Raw genomic sequence first — 20,633 nt, forward strand, 5'->3', positions numbered from 1 at the left:
CATAGGTTCAGTCATTAAAACTAGGTTAGATCTTCACCGAGTCCATTAACCTTGTTCAATCAAACCGTATTTTCCATCATTCCGTTTGTACACAACGCTGACTTCTTCATTCTCAATGTTAGAGAATACGAAGAAATTGTGGCCGACCATGTTCATTTGGAGAATGGCTTCTTCCACGTCCATCGGTTTCAACATAAACCGTTTTGTACGAACCACTTCAAAATCATCATCGTCCGTATCCGTATCCAGTTCAGCAGTAGCTACTGTGCCTGTCGGATCTTCCACGAAGAGCGTTTTCAGGCTGCCTTCTTGACGGAACTTACGGTTAATTTTCGTTTTGTGTTTACGGATCTGACGTTCCAGCTTGTCTACCACGGAGTCAATGGAAGCGTACATATCGTCACTCTCATCCTCGGCGCGGAGCACAATGCCTTTCAAAGGGATCGTCACCTCTACCGTATGCAAGCCTCTCGTCGTGCTCAATGTAACAGCACCGTCAGAGTTAAGGGGTGCATCGAAATACTTCTCGAGTCTACTCAACTTTTTGTCGACATAATCCTTCAAAGCATCGGTAACCTCGATTTGTTGACCTCGAATACTTAAATTCATAGGGCACTCCTCCTTTTCCTTTGCCACTTCATTATAACACGAATGTAAGCGCCATGTAAAAACTCCGGGTGACCGAATAATGACATCTGTTCAAGCCACATCAGCCAACATAGGCTTACCGCCATATTTCGCGATATTTCTCCATTTTGAGGCATAATCATCTTCATCCATTAACATGGATTATCTTAATAGGCGCTTGATGATGTAATTAACCGTTTCCGAGCTCCTTCAATCTATTATGTAAAATGAATACAAACTATGTGTTGAATCTATCAAATTCATAAGAATAATGTTTCCGGCTGATTCTCAAATTTCGAATCTATTAAAACAAAAAAAGACCCCGGAAAAACCGGAGTCTGATGCTAGCGTTAATTCAATTGGTAACCATCTAACCATATATGTAGGTCGGATTGTCCGGATGATTATAATTTGATTACGTTAGCTGCTTGCGGTCCACGCGCGCCTTCGACGATGTCGAATTCTACGGATTGACCTTCTTCCAAAGTTTTGAATCCTTCGGATTGAATTGCGGAGAAATGTACGAATACGTCGCCGCCGTCTTCAGTTTCAATGAAACCGTAACCTTTTTCTGCGTTGAACCATTTTACTTTACCTTGCATGCACTAACATTCCCTTCGTCATCAAATGAAGTGAAGCTTACGGCCTTAACCTCTGCCCACAATTCAGATGATACCATCCAAACTTATCCATTGTCAATTGGTAAAGTAAATGTTTTCTTGGAATTTTTTGTAGATTAATTGGGGATTTTGAGGAACGATGGGGTATTGTTAATATATCAGGTTATTAGACTAGTGATATGCCTATTTTTATGTATTAATTACAGATTAAATTGGAATTCCTCTACTGTGCGTATAACATCAAAAATGATACAATTTATAAAGTTTTAAATTACATATTTTTACTAGAATAGCCAAAGGAGAATCAACGATGATTTATTCAAAGCATTACAGAAAGTGGACTTTACTAGCAATACTAATTTTCACCAGCTTCACTTTATGCACATTACTAATTCTACCAACAACTGCCGCTGCAAAGGAAAAACAAATCTCTGCCGAGCAACTCAAAAGTAAAAGCCGCCTGACCTTTACACTGCGGGATGCAAATCATACGCCTTACACCGTTTATATTTTCGCGGATGACGAGCAAAAATCTACCCTTACGGAGCCTAATGATTGGACAAACAATAAAACAGGCGACAAAAGTTATTCTGGAACGTATAGTGCAGCGCTTCTAAAAAAAGGAGCCAAGTATGGAACCGTTCAAACCACTAAGTTACCCATCGAAACCATTATTCTGCCTCAGACGTGGAATTATACAATTAAAGGGAAAGAAGCAGGAACGCCTGACATGTTAATGCTTACAGATTGGGGAACTTCCAACTTTAATGAGGTGCATACTTATATAATCCGTTCTGGTGTGTTACAACCAATAAAATTCACCGACAATAAAGGCAAAAAGATTTCCGACGCATACTGGGCTCTAAGAAATAATGGTATCCGCAGTTTGTCAGGCTTCAGAGTTCAATTCAAATATTATAACAATCTGCAGTTCAAGTATGTAGTCGATACATTCAAGCTAAATCTCAGCAAGCTGGAGCTGCGTCTCAACGATACCCGCTATCTGGATCAATCATCTTGGCCAAACTCCGGGATGGGGGATCGTGCTTATCTGGAGAGTCTTAAGGCCGCTGCATCAAAGGGCATGCTACCAGGTCGATCTGACATCAGGATTGGAATGACTCTCAAGTCCGTGCAAAGTATACTAAATAAACCCGAGTCTCGTGGAAACGGGGAATGGGGAGCCTTTTATTACTATCCTCAATTTGGCCTTGGCTTTGATTCGTATATGCATGAACTTAATGCCAAGTCACGCATAGCCATTCTGCAACTATACAACGAGAAACAAAATCTCGCTCCACAGAATGTGCGGCTATGGCTAGGTAAACCTTATAATGAATATTATAACGAAGCGGCCGGCGGATATGAAATGACTTACAGGTTGGGGAAACATACATTAGTGTTTAATTATGAGGAAGAAGACGATTTGATTGATTTTACGAATATTTATTGATTATTATTGTGCAGAACAAGAAAATAGTTTTTCTGAAAAAAGAGGAGCCTGTGGAATTATCCACAAGGCACCTCTTTTTTTAGAACGATCATGTTAGTCCAACTGGTAACTGTACTTGCCAATAATCGCTTCAAATATTTGTAAGTTAAAAAACCTGACAGTACCCCTATGCGACTCTAAGCCGCGTTTTAATTTGCTCTAATGTCGCTCCGCACTGAGCTTGGTTGTAAATATATTCTATCATGTCGTGCTTTTTCTGAATGCGGTAGCCATGTATCCCGTCAATCAAGCTTCCGTGGCTACGATACGTACAACACAGCGCGGCAAACAGAAGAAGGGTCAAGTAACGGTCAATGGCCTGAGCCGAACGAACCTGGTAACGATCCATGGCCAGCTGAACTTTCGCCGTACGAAAATAGGTTTCAATGGCCCAACGTTTGCTGTAATAGCTCAATATTTCTTCATTATTTAGGGAAACATCCGTACTTAGAAAAGCTTTCATCTGCTTGGGATCGAAGCCTTCTCCCTCGGTCCAACACAGGAGCAAAACGGCGTTTTCTACCAAGTTAAGCTTGCCTTCATAACGATATACTCGGTAAGCGGAGGAGCCGATGGTCACCAGATCGGTATCCGTTTTTGAGATGTACGAAGCAAAGCTTTGGAGCGATTGCCGGATGCCTTGCGGATAGAAAATCCGGTTTGTTTTCAAGCCACTAATGACATGAAAGCCGCGCTCCGCGCAGGTTTGAAGTACGTAAGCAGATGGATACCACAAATCCATCAGGACGTAGGTTTGGCAGGAAGACAGAGGGACGGCCTGAATCATGTCACCAGCGAGTTCAATTTTACTTTTTCCTTGTGGATCGTAACGCGCTGTGGCAAAAGGAAATACCTGATCCCCTGAGCGAAGCAGCGTTTGAACGACAGCGTGCCCGTAAACATGTCGCCGCTGGAGGTGAGAATGTTGAAACGAAGCACCTTGAATCGTGTGTGTGGCCTGTGACGAAGGCTTTGTTTTTTCACACACGGTATCATCCAGAATAACAAACATGGGGCTGCGTTCTCGCCGAGCGAACGCCTGAATTTGCTGAAAAGCGACACGTTGAACTACGCGTTTCAGGTGAGAAGCATCCCAGTTCCCATAAGATAAGAAATGACTCAGCGTCCGGCGATCTCGCTCTTGCAGGCTTTCCCGGTGAATATCTGTTAACGTTCCTGTAAAACCGGTGGAAATCATCCCATCCACGAAATGCTTGATGTGGTGAAGTGCAGGTTTGGAGAAATAAAGCGGAAGTTTCCACTCGTCCAAGCGATTGTTCCAATGGTTTTCTTGTGATAAAGTAGACGTATGAGACATAACTTGTTCTCCTCTGCGTGGGGTGGTTGGTGGTACTTCTATTTTACGCAGAGAGTCAAGTGTGTCTCTATTTACATTTCATGGAACTAATTTTGGGCAAGTACAGCTTGTAATTTAAAACTCAAAAAAGTAAACCTTGTACTGATTTATCTGCTATTTCCTTCTATCCATAAGCATGCTATCAGGGGCATAAGCTGCCTCATAAACATTACGCTGCATTTTCGCTTGGTTACGCTTATGAAGCCAATCTTGGGCCTCAAGCCGGAGTACATTCATACGGGTAAGCAAGGTGGCATCAAATGCAAGAATCTGTTTAACCTTCTCTTTTTGTCTTGAGTCAAGCGGATGTTGTCCAGTCTCTTCCATTATTTGATCTACGATTCGCTGTCTCTCTTCTACAAAGTTCTCTAGATCCTCATAAGTCATCTCTTCAAGGCGTTCAATTACTTCATCCGTAATTGAAGCCAATTGCTGGATGAGTTCATCCATGAGCAATTTCGGTCTGACCCGTTGCGATCTTGGATGCCTGCACCCATGTCTCTCTTAAATCGATTAAATACCCGATAGCTTCTTCGGCTTTTTCTGGGCTTTTACGAATATTAGCTTCAATGAGAAGGTAATTTGTATATTCATAGAGAGCAAAAAGATTCTTGGACACATCGTATGACTGATCTAATGTAGACATAAGTTCACTAATAATCGTCTGAGCTTTACCCAGATTAAGATTTGCTTTCTCAATATCTTGGTTATTCAGGCCCTCAAGTCCAACCTTTACAAATCGGATTGCCCCATCGTAGAGCATAATAACCAGTTGAGCTGGCGTTGAAGTCTGAACGGAAGATTGACGATATTTTTCATAAGGAGATTTAATCAATTAGGTCACCCTCTATTATAAAATTTCTCTTAGCTGGTGGTAGAGAATAGACTGGCCGACTGTGAACTGAGTTTATTCATTGCTGTTTCCATCGCAGTGAATTGTTTATAAAAACGTGTCTCTGTGTTTTCTAGAATTGTAAGCATATTAGTAATTCTAGTATTGTACTCTTTGAGTTTCCTGCCCATAGCACTTTCTTCTTTGTAACTGACTGTGAGATCAGCTGAGAATTTACTGGTTCCGACACGTGTAACGAGACTATCCAACGAACCTGATATTTTGTCTGCCAACTTGTCAAAAATACCATTATTCGCCTCACTACCTGTGCCCTGGAACAAATCGACCGCTTTTTGAGGATTCTCAGTCAAAGCTTTTTTCAAGACGACTTCATCCAGAACAATTTTGCCTCCTGAGTTGTAGGATCCCATTGTAATCCCCATCTCAGACAAAGCGACGACTTGACCCGATATAATCCCTCTCATGTTAGAAAGAGCTGATCTTAAAATGTCATCATTTTTCAGTAGACCACTCTTAGCTTTGTCAGTCCAGTTGGTGATATCTGTATCTTTCATTGCCGTCTTTTGTTCGTCGGTCAACGGTTTGAAGTCACGATATTTATTCTCGTCTAACTTGGTATTAAGCAGTGTGATTAAAGAATTGTAATCTTCAACAAAACTTTTGATGGTCTGTAAAGCAGTGTCAGTATCACTTGATGTTGTAATCGTAACTGGAGTGTCACCTGTTGTTGGAATCACTTCGGGATCAGCTTGAGTTACTGTGGTTTTTTCAAGTGTCAGCTGGACACCATTAATTGTAATCGTATTACTTGCGCTCTCATACTTCTTATCATTTACAAATAAGAATGCATTTTTCCCTTCAACAGTCTGTTTGATTAGGTCGGTGGTAGTGTCTTTAGGATTAAAGAGATTTAATACGGTATTATTAGTATTAGCATCTGGATCAATTTCTACTTTCCCATCCTTGCCGCTTGTTTTAGAGTTAATAATTAATTTACCTGAAATTTCATCGTATTTTGCTGTAACGTTCGCTTTTGAATTTCCGTTGATGGTAGCAATCATCGTGGAGATAGAATTTCCTCCTGTAAAAGAAAAACTTTCACCATTTATTGTTAACTTAAATTCTTTTTCTGATAATTGTTTGCGATCAGCATCAGTCATATTAGCAGCGTCTGTAGGATCCATCTGTAAAATTTGCAAATCAGCTAAGGTCTTGGTGCTAGCTACAGGCCTGTCCAACCCACTAGTCGCGACTGTCTTTTTGGTTGCCACTTGCGTGATGCTAACTTTCATATCAATGCCATTGGCAGTAGCTGAAGCTTCGGCTTTAAGGGCATCTGCATTCCCACCCACTACAGCTTTTTGCGTATTCAAGGCAGCACTTTTACCATATTTATCGATCAACTTATTTGTCCGAAAATCTACGAGTTTACTATTGATTTCTCTGTAGCTGTCCCGTTTCCACTCAAGCAGTTGCTTTTCCTGATTGAGTTTATCCAGTGGAATACGTTTGGCAGTCATCATGCTCTTAACCATACTATCTACGTCCATACCTGAGAAGCCGTTAATGCGAGTAACCATTAAATCCCTCCTATAATTAAATTTTCTCGTCTACCAATATACCTGCTATCTCCATCATCTTGGCAACCAAGTCTAGTGTTTTCTCTGGTGGAATCTCACGGATAAGTTCTCCTGTATCTTTGTTCATAACTTTCACCATAATATCATGGGTCTTCTCATGCACACTGATTTCCAAGGTGGTCTCCGGGCCTTGCAAAGATTGTACGGCACGTTCAATCGTTTTGATCAGTTGCTCGTCTGCAACCGAAATTTTGGCACCTTGGCTCTCTTTGGTGCTTAAATCTTTATAATTCTTAATAGCCGACGCTGAAGATATTTGTTCGCTTGCACTTTGAACAGGAGCTGCTTCTGATCGAGACTGTCCGTTAACTGCTCCGGAAGCCGAGAAGGAAAACTGTACATTCATGTGCTCTATCCTCCAAGAACGCTTGATTTATTATATATATCGGTCATCGTCCATCGTTATTTTAGGGAATTCCTAGCAAAACAAAAAAAAGCCCCAGAATAATCCGGAGCTTTCGGTATTAAAGTGAATCTTAACGAAGCAATTGCAGAACGCCTTGTGGTTGTTGGTTCGCTTGAGCCAACATAGCTTGAGCAGCTTGTGCAAGGATGTTGTTCTTCGTTTGTTCCATCATTTCTTTAGCCATGTCTACGTCACGTACACGGGACTCAGCTGCAGTCAGGTTCTCGGAAGATGTGTTCAAGTTGTTGATTGTGTGTTCCAGACGGTTTTGAACCGCACCCAATTTAGCGCGCTCGCTGGAAACAGAGCTGATTGCTTTATCCAAAGAAGTGATTGCGTTGGAAGCGCCAGCTGTAGTAGAGATATCTACACCAGCTACACCCAGAGCAGCGGAACGCATGTCATTCACACCGAAAGTGATGCTTTGACCTTTGTTTGCACCGATTTGGAATGTAACACCACCGTTGCCTGAAGCATCAGTTTGAGCTTGAGAAAGACCCAGATCTTTGACAGTTGATTTACCAGCCAAATCTTGCAGGTTGATTGGACCGCTCTCACTTACGATTTCAAAACGACCATCAGACAGAGCATTTACTTTAACATCTTTGATAAAACCGAAATCTCCGTCTTTAGTTGCTCCAGCTGCAGTATTAGCAGCTGCAATTGCTGTGTTAATATCCGTTTGCAACTGTGTTGCTGCTGCTGCCATTGTAGTTGTGCTATCAATAGCACCCGTCAATGTTGCTTGAAGTTTAGTATCTCCAATTTGGAAGTTGAATTGGTCACCATTTGCTACATCAGTGCCATTGTAAGTGCTAGTACCAGTAGCTCCAGTATTAGCCGCAGCAGCTCCAATGAATTTACCTACAAGCTGTTGATTAGCTGTAGCAATCGAAATACCCGAATCTGTTCCTTTAGAGCCACTTTCCAGAACAAGGCTCGAAGAAGCATCTACATAACCAGAAATATGTGCAATGTTTGCGCCGGATGCATCAATTGCTTCATTGATTTTGCTTACGATCAGGTCAGCAGCAGCTTTCATTGACGAATCAGTGGCACCAGTACCTTTACCTGCCAAGATTGTGTTTTGCTCATCTGTGGAAAGGTTTTGCCAATCGACTTTAATATCAGTACCATCAATTTTAATAGTTTCACTCTTAAAGTCAGCGGACGTAATTGCTAGTGCTGTGTTCATTGCAGCAGCACCAGTCAAAGAAGCAGCTGTTTGTTTGGCAACTATTGTACCAGTTGTAGAATCCTGCCCCACAGAAGCGCCAGCAGTTTTCAAAGCACCGTTCAGCAATTTCTTCGTATTGAACTCAGTGGTATCGCCGATACGGTCGATTTCGGATTTCAATTGTGTTACTTCGCTTTGCAATGCTTTACGATCTTCTTCAGTGTTCGTACCGTTAGCGGATTGAACGGAAAGTTCACGTACACGTTGCAGGATGCTATGAGTTTCGCTCAATGCGCCCTCAGCTGTTTGGATCAAAGAGATACCATCTTGAGCATTTTTGGAAGCCATATCCAAACCGCGGATTTGACCGCGCATTTTTTCGGAGATTGCCAAGCCTGCAGCATCGTCACCAGCACGGTTGATACGAAGACCGGAAGACAATTTCTCGATGTTTTTGCTAGTAGCAGCAGAGTTAGTGGACAGTTGGCGGTGAGTGTTCAACGCCGTAATATTATGGTTGATAATCATTTGATATTTCCTCCCTGAAGATAAATTAGTTCCACATCCTTGTGGTAAACGCCGCGACATTAAGGTCGGCCGCCCTGCCGAAGCAGCGTCTAAATTATATATCGACGGAAGGTGAGCAACTGTTTATAGCAAATTGGAATATTTTTAATCTTTTTTGATATCTGTATTTCGCAGACGTTCCATAAAGGCTTCAATATTGGCTGCAAGCGGGGTTGCAGACTCCCGATTGGCCTCTTGAATGGATGCATATATTTCCTGTCTGAATATATCAATATGCTTGGGTGCGGAGATTCCAATACGTACTGTATCTCCCTCTACAGCGAGTATAGTCACCTCAATCTGATCCTGAATGATAATAGACTCGCCTTTTTTACGTGATAATACCAGCATTTACACTCCACCTTTCACTGATTTGGCATCGTCTTCTGCCCAGATCAGATGGCGTGTATCGTAAGAAGACTGATGGAGCACGACTTGTTTACCTAAATGTCGCTCGGGGTTAAGAACTACTGGTGCAAGCAGGTTCATTGTTGATTTATTCGCCTGTGAATGAATGGTGACCATAGAATATACGGACACTTGCTCTTCAATCTCCAATTCTTCCTTATCTACCTCTCCCAATTCAAAACTATAATCCGGTACAAAAGTAAACGGACTTACCAAGAGGAATGCCAGTCCCGGCTCTCTTGTAGATTGCAAATAACTGAAAGGTGTATCTTCCCAAGGAACCAAAGCAAACTCGGTTTCCTCTTCAAATCCGGGTAAACCTTTAGGAAATTGATACACATCTTCCGTTTTAACCTCTAATGATCCCCACATGCTTGTCTGAATATGAATAATAAACGCCTCCCTGGCGAAAGTTTTATGCAAAAAGAGCCATAGATGTCTAAGATCAAGACCGTCTATAGCTCTACTTTATAATAACTAGAATCCTATATCTATGGCAGGTGGCGTATACTGAATCGATGCATACTGCTTCACATAGACATCAAGCTTGCCTCGATTATACTCAATCTCCGGTCTATTCACAATGACATTCATTTCCGAGACAGCTGGAGTGAAGTTGATATCCGGCGCCTGAGTATAAACACGAGTCTCCACATTCCCAGAAGAAGCGGGTGTCCGCGTTTCCGGGAATGGCCTCGCCTGCCAGTCTGAGCCAATAATATTTGCAATGGTATTTCCAGGCTTATGAATTGCAGCCAATTCATTACCCTGTTGAACTCGTTCAGCCATATTTTGCAGAAATATCTGTTGAATGCCTGAATAGATCCGTGCATTCATATCAATCATGTTGCCGCCCGTGTAAGCAGAGAATGCCTTGCTCTGATCTACACTCAATCTCATCGGATGACTCTCCACCGTTAGCTTGGCAGGTCTGGTGTTCAACTGTACCTCAGCTTTGGGTTGACGAATGGAGAACTGTCCTGGATCAGCATCAATACTTAATAAAGTCGGCGTTGTCCTAATCTGAAGAACGGGAAGAGTACTCAAACGTTAACTCCTCCTTTTTATCTTAAGAAGTCCACCAAAGATGGCGAGATAATTTTGGCACCGGCAGACAAGGAAGCGTTATAGATGTTTTCCTGAATCTTTGATTGCATCGCCAGTTCCGCATAATCCGCATCCTCGACTTTGGATTGCAGATCTGTCAGGTTAATGCCGAGATCATCCAAACGTCCCATCATCAGATCAACCCGGTTCGTTTTGGCACCAATCTCCGAACGGATCGCAAGCATCTTGTCGGTACGGCTATCAATATGGTCCAACTGATCGGATAACTCTTTTTGATTTCCCTCTGTGAGAGCTTTCATGATGTTGTTCACGATGTTGAACAAGTTATCTTCTTCCGTCTCTGTGCCAAACACTTCATTACCACTCACGTTAATAGGCAATTGAACACTTTCACCTACGATAAAGTTAATCTTCCCTTTATCCGTCACAACAGAAGCAGCATTGGTTGTATCTAATGTACCGTCAGGGTTCGAGGGGAAATCATAAGGTTTGACGTCATACGTTTCGCCGTTAAAAATATATTTTCCGTTAAGCTTACTGTTGGAGATATCAATAAGCTGTTCCTTAAGTTGCTTAACCTCTTCGTTGATACTGTCCAGCGCGGACTGAGGATTCGTCCCTGTCGAAGCTTGTACCGTCAATTCACGTAGACGTTGTACGGCGTTACCCGCCTGATTCATAACCGTATCATTAAACTCAAGCCATGATATAGCACTGTCTACGTTTTTCTGATACTGCTCGTTAGATGAAAGTTCTGCACGATAACGAAGGGAGTATGTTATTCCTACTGGATCGTCGGATGGTTTATTAATTTTACGACCTGTCGCCAACTGGGTTTGGGTGTTATTCATCTGCTGTGCATTCCGGTTCAGGTTCAAAAGCAGCTGTGAACTGAGCATATTATTCGTTATTCTCATGGTCTGTTAAGTCACTCCTTTCTATTATCTACCTACTGTCCCAGTAGAGTTAATCAACTTATCAAGTAATTCATCAAATGTGGTCATAAATCGAGCAGATGCGTTATATGCATGCTGGAACTTGATCATATTTGACATCTCTTCATCTAACGATACACCACTGACGGATTGGCGACGTGTATCCACCTGTTCCACCAAGAATTCCGAATTGGATGTTTGACGTGCCGCTTCCTGGGATTGAACCCCCAGTTGTCCTACAATTGCACTGAATTGTGCACCAATGGTTGCATTACGAAGTCCATCAGCTGACTTCATTGGTGTATCCTTGAGGTTGGCAAGCAGAATAGCAAGTGTGTTATTCCCTTTAATTACGGTCTCCGTTCCCGAGGCATCCGTAGTCCGCAATGATGTAGCAATCTTGTTTGGATCGGCCAAAATCTCTGCATTCAATGAGATATTACCAGCTGTAATCGTAGTTCCACCACCAGCTGCTGTAAAGAACGGCACTCCTGGTGAATTGGTTCCGTCCATGCTATACCCAAGCTGATGCAGACCATTCAAGCCTTTAACCGTAACCTTCAGATCTGTAGCCAATGTCCGCGCCGCACCAGTATATGTAACACCATCCAGTACAGTATTATCTGGCAAGACAGAACCGGCAGGAAGCGTGATCTCAATATCTCCGTTGGCAAGCGTGTTAGCCAGGTCATCCATTTGTTTCTGGTAGTCACTGACTAATGTATCTCTGGATTTAATCATGCCGTGAACTTCGCCGTTAGTAAGCGTTCCGGCTGTGTACGCAGCATTCAGAAAAGCAGGATCTACTGCGACCTGTACGGCTCCGCCTGTAACAAGTGCTTGTCCATTCATCTGGATGGCATAGCCTTGTGGAGAATCCGTGACAGTAACGTTCATGATTTTGGACAACTTGTCCGTCATCAGATCTCGTTGGTCACGCAGATCGTTGGCGTTATCACCAAGAGACTCAACTTTCACGATGGCACTATTGAGGTTCGCAATGTTACCAAGATAGCCCTGGACCTCATTACTTTTCACAGCAATATTACTATTCAGATCTTCGCTAAGCGCGCCTAACTGGCGGCTAATCTGATTCATCGCATCTGTAAGTGCCAGAGTCGTTTCTTTCACGATACGACGAGCAGTAACATCCTCTGGATTTTTGCTCAGATCCGACCAGGATTTGTAGAAGTTATCCATTACGGTCCGAAATCCGGTGTCGGATGGTTCATTCACAATGGCTTCGAGTTTCTCCAACGTATCTCTTTGAATGGACCAACTTCCGAAGTTGGTATTTTCATTACGGAATTGATCGTCTAGGAATTTCTCACGCACACGGGTAATGGAGTCAAACTCCACCCCTGTTCCGAGTTGTCCTGGTGTTGTACTGTGCAAAAATGCAAACGGCTCCATAGGGATGGACGCCTGCATGTTTACCTTTTGCCTGGAGTACCCTTCCGTGTTGGCATTTGCCACGTTATGTCCTGTTGTGCTAAGCGCTGTCGTCTGCGTGAACAAGCTGCGTTTAGCCGTTTCGATTGAATGAAAAGTAGATGTCACCTTGTTTCCCCCTAATTAATCAGGCACGTGTATCAAAAAGACCAATTCGCCCTGGATTACCGTTCTTATCAGCAGGATGCTGATATGTGGCATCCTGTTCCGGCCGAGAAGCAAATATGTCCATTGAGAGATCAATAAACATCAATGATTGCTCGATCAGTTTTTGATTCAATTGATTAATTTCTTTCAATTCCTGCAATGTTCCCGCTAGCTTCTTCTGGACTTCAAGCAATCGCTGTTTATCAGCCGGATCAAAGATCAGCTTGGAGATCTCTGTGATATTCAGGTTAAGCATCGATTTGATGCCCCGCTCCTGAAGCAGTTCATGAACTGCACTCGACCGTTCACTCTCAAGTGGTTCCTGCTGTTTCATAAACTTGGATTCCTTATTCATTACAGCAATGAGTTGATCCACATCGTTTTTGACAATGACCTGTCTCTTGATCTCGCTGAGTGCCAACATCTCGCGGTGACTTTGTTCCATTTGCTGCAAAACTGCAATTAATCTGTCCAGTGCTGCCATTACGTGATCACCTATTCCTTATCAAAAGACTTAAAGTACGGCAGTAACTTGTCAGCAAGTTTGCTGCTGTCCACTTGGTAAGTTCCCGAACTTACCTGTTCTTTCAGTTCCTGTATCCGCTGTATACGTCCTGCATCCTGTGTACGACCTTGTTCCTCAAGCATCTTCATCGCCTCCGGAGAAATGGATACCTCGTCCTTACGGCGGCTCTTTTTGGCATCAGCCTGCTGATTGGATTCAACGTTCCTCTGATATGAATTGATTGCACCAATTCTACTCGGTTCATTGATTTTCATACGAATTGCACTTCCTTCCACCTTAGGATTTTTTACATTATCTTTATGTTGTCGAACGATTAGGATAATAAAAAAAACCGATAATCTTTAATAAGTTTATCGGTACGTTCCAAAACATTTGTTATAGCAAAACTTGTATTTAAGCCCTCGTTCCTATAGATCCCGTAGTTTGTCGACAGCATTATAGGTTCGTCCGCCTATGCTGCCGTTATCCTTCTGACCTACTTCTCTAGCCGCACCAGCCAAATCTTTCGTCAAACGATTCCGGCAAGAGTCGCACATATGGCCTTCACGAATCAGGGTTCCGCACACTTCACAAGGATACATCATATTTGGGGCGTTTTCGATGGAAATCCGTCCCTCCCGAATGAACTTGGTAATATTTTTAATTGAAACTTCTGTTGCATCAGATAGTTCCTGTATGTTAGTGCCTTTGTTTTCGCGTAGATATTCCACACAAGTCTGGTATTCCAGTTCAATTTCCTTGATACAATTCGAGCATACATCCCGAAAATTCAACGCATATAATTTGCCACAACGCGGACAATTACCCAGATTCATCGTTAAAACGCCCCTCTCAAACTTCCTATTCCGAATGGATAATAACTATACATTACCTTATTTTCTCACTTCAAGTCCATAGCCTCTTTGCGAATAAAAAAGAGGTATAAGGTGCATGTATGCGCAACCTATACCCCTGATTTACATCCTTAATTCAATGTTTTGATGCTTAGTACAGAAGTCCATGCACTTATATTTTGATCATTCAGTGCACGAATGCGATATTTATGAAGGCTTGATGGTAGCAAATCGGAATGAATAAAGGTTGTATCATTTATAATCGCTACGATTTGACCATCTGCTTCAATTTCATAAGTAGAGGCACCGATGACTGCATCCCATGTTAATAGAATGCCGGTCCTGTCTGGGCTTCCCTTCACTACAGGAGTGCTCAATTGTGTTATTCCTTTAATTAAGTCACTCCATGCTCCTATTCCTGCAGCATTCTTGGAGCGGATGCGGAAGGTGTGCTCTGTGTTGGCTGCAAGGCCACTTTTCGTGTAGGCAACGCCAGTAACAGCGACAATTGTACCGTCGATCTCCAGATCGTATCCAGTAGCTCCGGTTACTGCGTTCCATTTCAAGGCAATAGCCGTATTGGTTACGGAGTTTACGGTAAGTCCAGTAACGGAAGCTGGGATTGTGCTTTGTGTCAAAATGGCTGTCCATGCACTCGTATTGGTGTCCGTCAAAGCACGTACGCGATATTTATGTGCTGTACCTCCGAGCAGACTACTGTGTGTGTACGAAGGTTCGTTCACTGTCGCTACTACCACGCCATCGGCTTCCACTTCATATTTTGTAGCGTCGGCTATTTCTGCCCACGTCAGATTAATAGCCGTCTCTTCCGATGTCGCTTTCAATACAGGAGTGTTCAATTGCGTAGTTCCGTTGATCAAATCACTCCATGTCCCTACTCCAGCGGCATTCTTGGAACGGATGCGGAAGGTATGATCTGTATTTGCTGCAAGACCACTCTTCGTGTAGGCAACGCCAGTAACAGCAACAACTGTGCCGTCAATCTCCAGGTCATATCCCGTTGCTCCGGTTACCGCGTTCCATTTCAATGCTATTGCTGCATTTGTTACCGTATTAATAGTCAATCCACTAACGGAAGCAGGCAGTGTGCTTTGCGTTAAAATGGCTGTCCATGCACTTGTGTTGGTATTGATCAAAGCACGTACACGATATTTATGTGCTGTTCCTGCAAGCAAGCCGCTATGCATGTACGATGGTTCGTTCACTGTGGCCACTACCACGCCATCAGCCTCTACTTCATATTTTGTAGCGTCGGCTATTTCTGCCCACGTCAGATTAATAGCCGTCTCTTCCGATGTCGCTTTCAATACAGGAGTGTTCAATTGCGTAGTTCCGCTGATCAAATCACTCCATGTTCCTACTCCTGCAGCATTTTTCGAACGGATGCGGAAGGTGTGATCTGTATTTGCTGCGAGACCACTCTTCGTGTAGGCAACGCCAGTAACAGCGACGACTGTACCGTCGATCTCCAGATCGTAACCAGTTGCTCCGGTTACTGCGTTCCATTTCAAAGCTATTGCTACATTTGTTACGGAGTTAATAGCCAATCCGCTAACGGATGCTGGGATTGTGCTTTGCGTTAAAATGGCTGTCCACGCACTGGTATTGGTGTCTGTCAGAGCACGTACGCGATATTTATGTGCTGTTCCTGCGAGCAAGTTGTTATGTGTGTACGAAGGTTCGTTCACTGTCGCTACTACCGCTCCATCAGCTTCAACTTCATATTTCGTAGCGTCAGCGATTTCTGCCCATGTCAGATTAATAGCCGTTTCTTCCGATGTCGCTTTCAACACCGGGGTGTTTAATTGCGTAGTTCCGTTGATCAATTCACTCCATGTTCCTACTCCCGCGGCATTCTTCGAGCGGATGCGGAAGGTGTGATTTGTGTTTGCTGCAAGACCACTCTTCGTGTAGGCAGCAGCAGTAGTGGATACTAACGCGCCATCAATCTCCAGGTCATATCCCGTTGCTCCGGTTACTGCGTTCCATTTCAAAGCTATTGCCACATTCGTTACGGAGTTAATGGTCAATCCGGTAACCGAAGCAGGCAATGTGCTTTGCGTTAAAATGGCTGTCCATGCACTCGTATTAGTGTCGGTCAGAGCGCGCACGCGATATTTATGTGCTGTTCCTGGAAGCAGACTGCTATGCGTGTATGAAGGTTCGTTCACTGTGGCCACTACCACGCCATCAGCCTCTACTTCATATTTTGTAGCATCGGCGATTTCTACCCATGTCAGGTTAATAGCCGTCTCTTCTGATGTGGCTTTCAAAACAGGAGTGTTTAATTGTGTTGTTCCGCTGATTAAATCACTCCACGTTCCAACACCTGCGGCATTTTTGGAACGGATGCGGAAGGTGTGATCTGTGTTTGCTGCGAGACCACTTTTCGTGTAGGCAACGCCAGTAACAGCGACAACTGTACCGTCGATTTCCAGATCGTAACCAGTTGCTCCAGTTACTGCGTTCCATTTTAATGCTATTGCTACATTCGTTACCGAGTTAATAGTCAGTCCGCTGACGGAAGCTGGGATTGTGCTTTGCGTCAAAATAGCTGTCCATGCACTCGTATTGGTGTTGGTCAGTGCACGCACGCGATATTTATGTGCTGTTCCTGCAAGCAATCCGCTATGCGTGTACGATGGTTCGTTCACTGTGGCCACCACCACACCATCAGCCTCAACTTCATATTTTGTAGCGTCGGCAATTTCTGCCCATGTTAGGTTAATGGCTGTCTCTTCCGATGTGGCTTTCAACACAGGAGTGTTCAATTGCGTGGTTCCTCTAATCAAATCACTCCATGTTCCTACTCCTGCGGCATTCTTGGAACGAATGCGGAAGGTGTGATCTGTGTTTGCTGTAAGACCACTTTTGTTGTATGCAGTAGCGGTAGTGGATACTACGGTCCCATCGATCTCCAGGTCATATCCCGTTGCTCCGGTTACTGCATTCCATTTCAAAGCTATTGTTACATTCGTTACGGAGTTAATAGTCAGTCCAGTAACAGAGGTAGGCAATGTGCTTTGCGTTAAAATGGCTGTCCATGCACTTGTGTTGGTATTGATCAAAGCCCGTACACGATATTTATGTGCTGTTCCTGCGAGCAGACTGCTGTGCGTGTATGAAGGTTCGCTCACCGTCCCCACTACCACGCCATCGGCTTCTACTTCATATTTCGTAGCGTCGGCTATTTCTGCCCACGTCAGATTAATAGCGGTCTCTTCCGATGTGGCTTTCAAAACAGGTGTATTCAATAACGTGGTTCCGCTGATTAAATCACTCCATGTTCCTACACCAGCGGCATTCTTCGACCGTATGCGGAAGGTGTGATCTGTGTTGGCTGCAAGACCACTCTTCGTGTAGGCAACGCCGGTGACAGCGACAATTATGCCGTCGATTTCCAGATCGTAACCGGTGGCTCCAGTTACAGTTGTCCATTTTAACGCTATAGCCGTATTGGTTACAGAATTCACTGTTAATCCTGCCACAGAACCTGGTAACGTATTTTGAGTCAGTACGGCTGTCCATGCACTTGTATTGGTATCTGTCAAAGCACGCACACGGTATTTATGAGCTGTAGCTGGTGTGAGTCCGGTATGCGTAAATGTCGGATCTACAACATTACCAACAATTACTCCATCGGCTTCCACTTCATATGAAGTAGCACCGTCAATGGAAGGCCAAACGAGAATAATTTCTTCCTGTGAAGGGCTTGATTTCAGTACGGGTGTGCTTAATTGAGTTGACACAGTTAACAGATCAGACCAATTGCCTGCCCCGCCTGTATTTTTAGGTCTTAATCGGAAAGTATGTTCCGTATTAGGAATGAGTCCTGTTTTGCTGTATGTGGTACCTGTCACAGCGACGATGTTACCGTCAATCTCTAAATCGTAACCTGTCGCACCTTTTACAGCGGTCCAGGATAGTGCAACTTTATTAAATGTTGCTTCTGTTACTTTCAAACCACTGACGGAGTCCGGAACTACCAGTTGCGTTATGGTTTTACTCCAATCGCTCTCATTGTTCGAAGACAGAGCTTTTAGCGTATACGTATGACTTGAGTTTGCTGCGAGACCCTCGTGCTCATACGATGTCACATTGCCAAGCTCAATAGGCGTTTCATCATCAATCTTTAATTGATAATGACTAGCTTGATCAACCGCGTTCCATTGGATAATATTTTTACCTTCCTGGGAGCTTGCCGAAATCACCGGTTGTTGGAGCAAGGTTTTGATCTCGTACAAAGAGCTCCATTCACTTGTACCTATTGAATTAAGAGAACGCACTCTATAGGAATACAACGTATCTGGCAATAATCCGTTGCTGACAAAGGTTGTCCCATAATAAGGTCCCTTAATGATTCCATTCTCCTCAATTACATATTGCACGGCCTGCTGTGCATGCTGCCAGTTCAAGTTAACTGTATTTTCACTTTGTTTTCCTGTGATCCCAGCTGGAATAGCTGGCATGTTGTCAATCGTTACTGGGGCCACCAACTGTTTGGTAAAAGAGGCTGGTTCCGCTTTGCGTGTATAATATGGGTTCAGTTCAGAATAGAAATCTACGACCTCCCCCGTATCCGCATTAACAACCAAACTTAACTGCCTTACATCATAATTGTATACATCAACCGGTGTAAGCTGACCCAAAACATTATAGTTCGAAATGGTCCATTGCCCCACTTCCATGCCGGATTGTCTGTATGTCATTTCAGTGGAGATCTCGCGAACCTTACTTAGATCAATTAGAAATGCATTGTCGATCTGTCCAGCATATTTGGATGTATACGATCCGAAGCTTATATTTGTAATATCACTGGTGAATCCCAAGATGGACTGCCTTCTTGTAAAAGAGTAACCTGTCGTTGAAATGTTGTAGGATCTAACCCAACTAAGATTAACATCCTTCTGGTTCACCTGTAATTTACCGTTGTTATTCGTCATTACATATTGAAAGTCATTACTCGATGAGACAATACCACTACTCGTTGCGGCATCTGCACGGTTCCCCCCGTACACGCCAAACTGTCCGAATACCAGCATCAGCACTAGTAAACGGACGGTCCATAAGTAAAACCCATTTTTTCTTTTTCCTGCACTCACCGTTGTTCTCCCCTTAAAAAGATATGTTTTGCCACTCCCTGTGCTGTCACCTATGGTGAACGGCAGAACTATCTATTCTACATGGCAGAAACAATTCCTCTTTTTTACATGTAAAAATATTCTTGTCTAATTTAATGCTTATAATTTCGTTAAACAACCAACACACAAATTATATGTATGTATATGAAAATAAACAAAAGTGATAACTCTGTACATACAAGAACGTACTTTCCCTTTTGTATATAAAAGCTATAAATTTTATTTCATTATCTAACTTGCGTATGATAACCACATAGCCACCTATTAAGTGAATATGCAAATACTCAGGTCAGGATCTGGCCAAAGTCAGCGTGTAAATCTCTATTGGGAGGTTCATAGAAAATCCAGCTTTTAAGATCACCTGTCCACAGGCATCCAGGGTACTACCGGTTGTGTAAATATCATCAATCAGTAACAAGCGTAAGGGAGTTAACCGCCAATCTTGTGTTGTTGATGTGATATGTGAAGAGGCTTCTTTTCCAATCGTGTATGAATTAACTGGCTGTGAATACATGTTCTTTGGCATGGTTTCATTTGAAGCTATGTAGAGATCAGCCATTATCTCCGTTCCACCCGGCTGCATTGAGAAAGCATCCTGCATGGTCTGGATGCGCTCGCCGCGTGTTTTGAAGCTTTGTTTGGTGGTGTTGATCCGGCGCTGTAGCAGATCAACAACTGGCAGCCGATAGGCTGCGGCGAGTCCTGATGCGAGCCGCTCTGCCTGGTTGAAGCCGCGCTCGGCAAGGCGTTCGTTGCTGACGGGGACATAGGTCACCGCGTCTGGCCGCCATCGCGGCTTGTTGTTTTGGAGCAGCGACTGGCGGTTGCGTGGTGCTGCTCCGGGATGAGCGTGCGTATAGCACGCGTATGTGGTGTGGTGTTGCGCGTGTGTATTTGCGGGTGCAAACACGGCAGGAGATTGTACGGGTGCGCTGAATGATTGAAGCGAGCCAGGTCGGTGAACGGGCGCGTTGTTGTTTACATCGCCCCCGCTAGGTCGGTGAACGAGTGCGTTTGTTGACGCACTCGAATTATATGGATGTGGACTGGCATCCATATGAGATTGAGCAGGCGTGGCGGGACGAGCCGCGGGGGCCAGGGTTTCTTTTGCCAAAACAGGGTTAAGTTCCTCACTCATTGCTTGAAATGCTTGAATCAAAAGAGATGTTAATAACGGCGCGTAGCGCTCGTGACCTCTAAATTTATACATAGTGACATGATAGACTCTTTTTACAAGCAAATAAAAAAGCCCGGTGCAGCAGGCTTTATTTTGAAGAGTATATTTTCTTAAACTCGATGTACTGCGCAATAAATGCCAAATCGTCATCATCCGTTGGCGGACTATCCTGATCCCACCCGACAC

Annotated in this window: 19 protein-coding genes; 1 reads left to right on the top strand and 18 read right to left on the bottom strand. The window is 43.7% G+C overall.

The window, feature by feature from the left end:
* Nucleotides 1-45: 45 nt before the first annotated feature.
* Both hpf and Q0V21_RS18565 read right to left on the bottom strand, forming a co-directional pair.
* Nucleotides 46-609, bottom strand: coding sequence for a ribosome hibernation-promoting factor, HPF/YfiA family (gene hpf / locus Q0V21_RS18560; RefSeq protein ID WP_024631598.1), 564 nt, complete (start codon nucleotides 607-609; stop codon nucleotides 46-48).
* A gap of 422 nt (nucleotides 610-1,031) precedes the next feature.
* A complete protein-coding gene (locus Q0V21_RS18565) occupies nucleotides 1,032-1,229 on the bottom strand; it encodes a cold shock domain-containing protein (protein WP_024631599.1) in 198 nt (65 codons plus the stop codon).
* Nucleotides 1,230-1,557: 328 nt separating this feature from the next.
* On the opposite strand from Q0V21_RS18565, the gene Q0V21_RS18570 reads away from it, so the two are divergent.
* On the top strand, nucleotides 1,558-2,700 hold the full coding sequence (locus tag Q0V21_RS18570; RefSeq protein WP_301880024.1) for a DUF4309 domain-containing protein: 1,143 nt from the start codon (nucleotides 1,558-1,560) through the stop codon (nucleotides 2,698-2,700).
* 166 nt (nucleotides 2,701-2,866) lie between these two features.
* On the opposite strand, the gene Q0V21_RS18575 is transcribed toward Q0V21_RS18570, so the two are convergent.
* The 16 genes from Q0V21_RS18575 to Q0V21_RS18650 all read right to left on the bottom strand — a co-directional run bounded on the left by Q0V21_RS18575 (nucleotide 2,867) and on the right by Q0V21_RS18650 (nucleotide 20,600).
* Complete coding sequence (locus Q0V21_RS18575; protein ID WP_301880025.1) at nucleotides 2,867-4,057, bottom strand: IS701 family transposase; 1,191 nt, start codon at nucleotides 4,055-4,057, stop codon at nucleotides 2,867-2,869.
* 153 nt (nucleotides 4,058-4,210) lie between these two features.
* Nucleotides 4,211-4,546 (bottom strand): flagellar protein FliT, encoded by a 336-nt coding sequence (fliT, locus tag Q0V21_RS18580; protein WP_301880026.1) that lies wholly within the window; start codon nucleotides 4,544-4,546, stop codon nucleotides 4,211-4,213.
* Nucleotides 4,539-4,931: a flagellar export chaperone FliS gene (fliS, locus tag Q0V21_RS18585; RefSeq protein ID WP_301880027.1), complete on the bottom strand. Its 393-nt coding sequence runs from the start codon at nucleotides 4,929-4,931 to the stop codon at nucleotides 4,539-4,541. The genes fliT and fliS overlap by 8 nt, the downstream gene beginning before the upstream one ends.
* A gap of 29 nt (nucleotides 4,932-4,960) precedes the next feature.
* Nucleotides 4,961-6,529, bottom strand: coding sequence for a flagellar filament capping protein FliD (gene fliD / locus Q0V21_RS18590; protein ID WP_301880029.1), 1,569 nt, complete (start codon nucleotides 6,527-6,529; stop codon nucleotides 4,961-4,963).
* A 16-nt stretch (nucleotides 6,530-6,545) separates the two neighbouring features.
* Nucleotides 6,546-6,935: a flagellar protein FlaG gene (locus tag Q0V21_RS18595; protein WP_301880030.1), complete on the bottom strand. Its 390-nt coding sequence runs from the start codon at nucleotides 6,933-6,935 to the stop codon at nucleotides 6,546-6,548.
* Nucleotides 6,936-7,065: 130 nt separating this feature from the next.
* Nucleotides 7,066-8,700, bottom strand: coding sequence for a flagellin N-terminal helical domain-containing protein (locus Q0V21_RS18600; protein ID WP_301880031.1), 1,635 nt, complete (start codon nucleotides 8,698-8,700; stop codon nucleotides 7,066-7,068).
* 144 nt (nucleotides 8,701-8,844) lie between these two features.
* Entirely contained in the window at nucleotides 8,845-9,090 is a 246-nt protein-coding gene (gene csrA / locus Q0V21_RS18605) for a carbon storage regulator CsrA (protein WP_301880032.1), read from the bottom strand.
* Nucleotides 9,091-9,519 carry a flagellar assembly protein FliW gene (gene fliW / locus Q0V21_RS18610; RefSeq protein ID WP_301880033.1) on the bottom strand — a complete coding sequence of 143 codons (429 nt, stop codon included), beginning with the start codon at nucleotides 9,517-9,519 and terminating at the stop codon, nucleotides 9,091-9,093.
* Nucleotides 9,520-9,624: 105 nt separating this feature from the next.
* Complete coding sequence (locus tag Q0V21_RS18615) at nucleotides 9,625-10,194, bottom strand: DUF6470 family protein (protein WP_301880034.1); 570 nt, start codon at nucleotides 10,192-10,194, stop codon at nucleotides 9,625-9,627.
* A 17-nt stretch (nucleotides 10,195-10,211) separates the two neighbouring features.
* Entirely contained in the window at nucleotides 10,212-11,132 is a 921-nt protein-coding gene (flgL, locus tag Q0V21_RS18620) for a flagellar hook-associated protein FlgL (RefSeq protein ID WP_301880035.1), read from the bottom strand.
* Nucleotides 11,133-11,156: 24 nt separating this feature from the next.
* Entirely contained in the window at nucleotides 11,157-12,710 is a 1,554-nt protein-coding gene (gene flgK / locus Q0V21_RS18625; protein ID WP_301880036.1) for a flagellar hook-associated protein FlgK, read from the bottom strand.
* Between the two features lie 19 nt (nucleotides 12,711-12,729).
* The gene (locus tag Q0V21_RS18630) at nucleotides 12,730-13,233 is read right to left on the bottom strand and encodes a flagellar protein FlgN (protein ID WP_301880037.1); all 504 of its coding nucleotides are present in this window, start codon (nucleotides 13,231-13,233) and stop codon (nucleotides 12,730-12,732) included.
* 11 nt (nucleotides 13,234-13,244) lie between these two features.
* Complete coding sequence (gene flgM / locus Q0V21_RS18635; RefSeq protein ID WP_053779526.1) at nucleotides 13,245-13,529, bottom strand: flagellar biosynthesis anti-sigma factor FlgM; 285 nt, start codon at nucleotides 13,527-13,529, stop codon at nucleotides 13,245-13,247.
* A gap of 153 nt (nucleotides 13,530-13,682) precedes the next feature.
* A complete protein-coding gene (locus tag Q0V21_RS18640; protein WP_053779525.1) occupies nucleotides 13,683-14,090 on the bottom strand; it encodes a TIGR03826 family flagellar region protein in 408 nt (135 codons plus the stop codon).
* Nucleotides 14,091-14,239: 149 nt separating this feature from the next.
* Nucleotides 14,240-19,231, bottom strand: a complete 4,992-nt coding sequence (locus Q0V21_RS18645) for a fibronectin type III domain-containing protein (protein ID WP_301880038.1) — start codon at nucleotides 19,229-19,231, stop codon at nucleotides 14,240-14,242.
* A gap of 328 nt (nucleotides 19,232-19,559) precedes the next feature.
* A complete protein-coding gene (locus Q0V21_RS18650) occupies nucleotides 19,560-20,600 on the bottom strand; it encodes a ComF family protein (protein ID WP_301880039.1) in 1,041 nt (346 codons plus the stop codon).
* Nucleotides 20,601-20,633: the final 33 nt, after the last annotated feature.

Origin of the sequence: Paenibacillus sp. 11B (assembly GCF_030487755.1) — a bacterium.
Taxonomy (GTDB): domain Bacteria; phylum Bacillota; class Bacilli; order Paenibacillales; family Paenibacillaceae; genus Paenibacillus; species Paenibacillus vandeheii.

Bases quoted from the DNA above. Each gene is read 5' to 3' on its own strand.
- hpf (WP_024631598.1), bottom strand. From the start codon at position 609: ATGAATTTAAGTATTCGAGGTCAACAAATCGAGGTTACCGATGCTTTG.
- Q0V21_RS18565 (WP_024631599.1), bottom strand. From the start codon at position 1,229: ATGCAAGGTAAAGTAAAATGGTTCAACGCAGAAAAAGGTTACGGTTTC.
- Q0V21_RS18570 (WP_301880024.1), top strand. From the start codon at position 1,558: ATGATTTATTCAAAGCATTACAGAAAGTGGACTTTACTAGCAATACTA.
- Q0V21_RS18575 (WP_301880025.1), bottom strand. From the start codon at position 4,057: ATGTCTCATACGTCTACTTTATCACAAGAAAACCATTGGAACAATCGC.
- fliT (WP_301880026.1), bottom strand. From the start codon at position 4,546: ATGGATGAACTCATCCAGCAATTGGCTTCAATTACGGATGAAGTAATT.
- fliD (WP_301880029.1), bottom strand. From the start codon at position 6,529: ATGGTTACTCGCATTAACGGCTTCTCAGGTATGGACGTAGATAGTATG.
- Q0V21_RS18595 (WP_301880030.1), bottom strand. From the start codon at position 6,935: ATGAATGTACAGTTTTCCTTCTCGGCTTCCGGAGCAGTTAACGGACAG.
- Q0V21_RS18600 (WP_301880031.1), bottom strand. From the start codon at position 8,700: ATGATTATCAACCATAATATTACGGCGTTGAACACTCACCGCCAACTG.
- csrA (WP_301880032.1), bottom strand. From the start codon at position 9,090: ATGCTGGTATTATCACGTAAAAAAGGCGAGTCTATTATCATTCAGGAT.
- fliW (WP_301880033.1), bottom strand. From the start codon at position 9,519: ATGTGGGGATCATTAGAGGTTAAAACGGAAGATGTGTATCAATTTCCT.
- flgL (WP_301880035.1), bottom strand. From the start codon at position 11,132: ATGAGAATAACGAATAATATGCTCAGTTCACAGCTGCTTTTGAACCTG.
- Q0V21_RS18630 (WP_301880037.1), bottom strand. From the start codon at position 13,233: ATGGCAGCACTGGACAGATTAATTGCAGTTTTGCAGCAAATGGAACAA.
- flgM (WP_053779526.1), bottom strand. From the start codon at position 13,529: ATGAAAATCAATGAACCGAGTAGAATTGGTGCAATCAATTCATATCAG.
- Q0V21_RS18640 (WP_053779525.1), bottom strand. From the start codon at position 14,090: ATGAATCTGGGTAATTGTCCGCGTTGTGGCAAATTATATGCGTTGAAT.
- Q0V21_RS18650 (WP_301880039.1), bottom strand. From the start codon at position 20,600: ATGATGACGATTTGGCATTTATTGCGCAGTACATCGAGTTTAAGAAAA.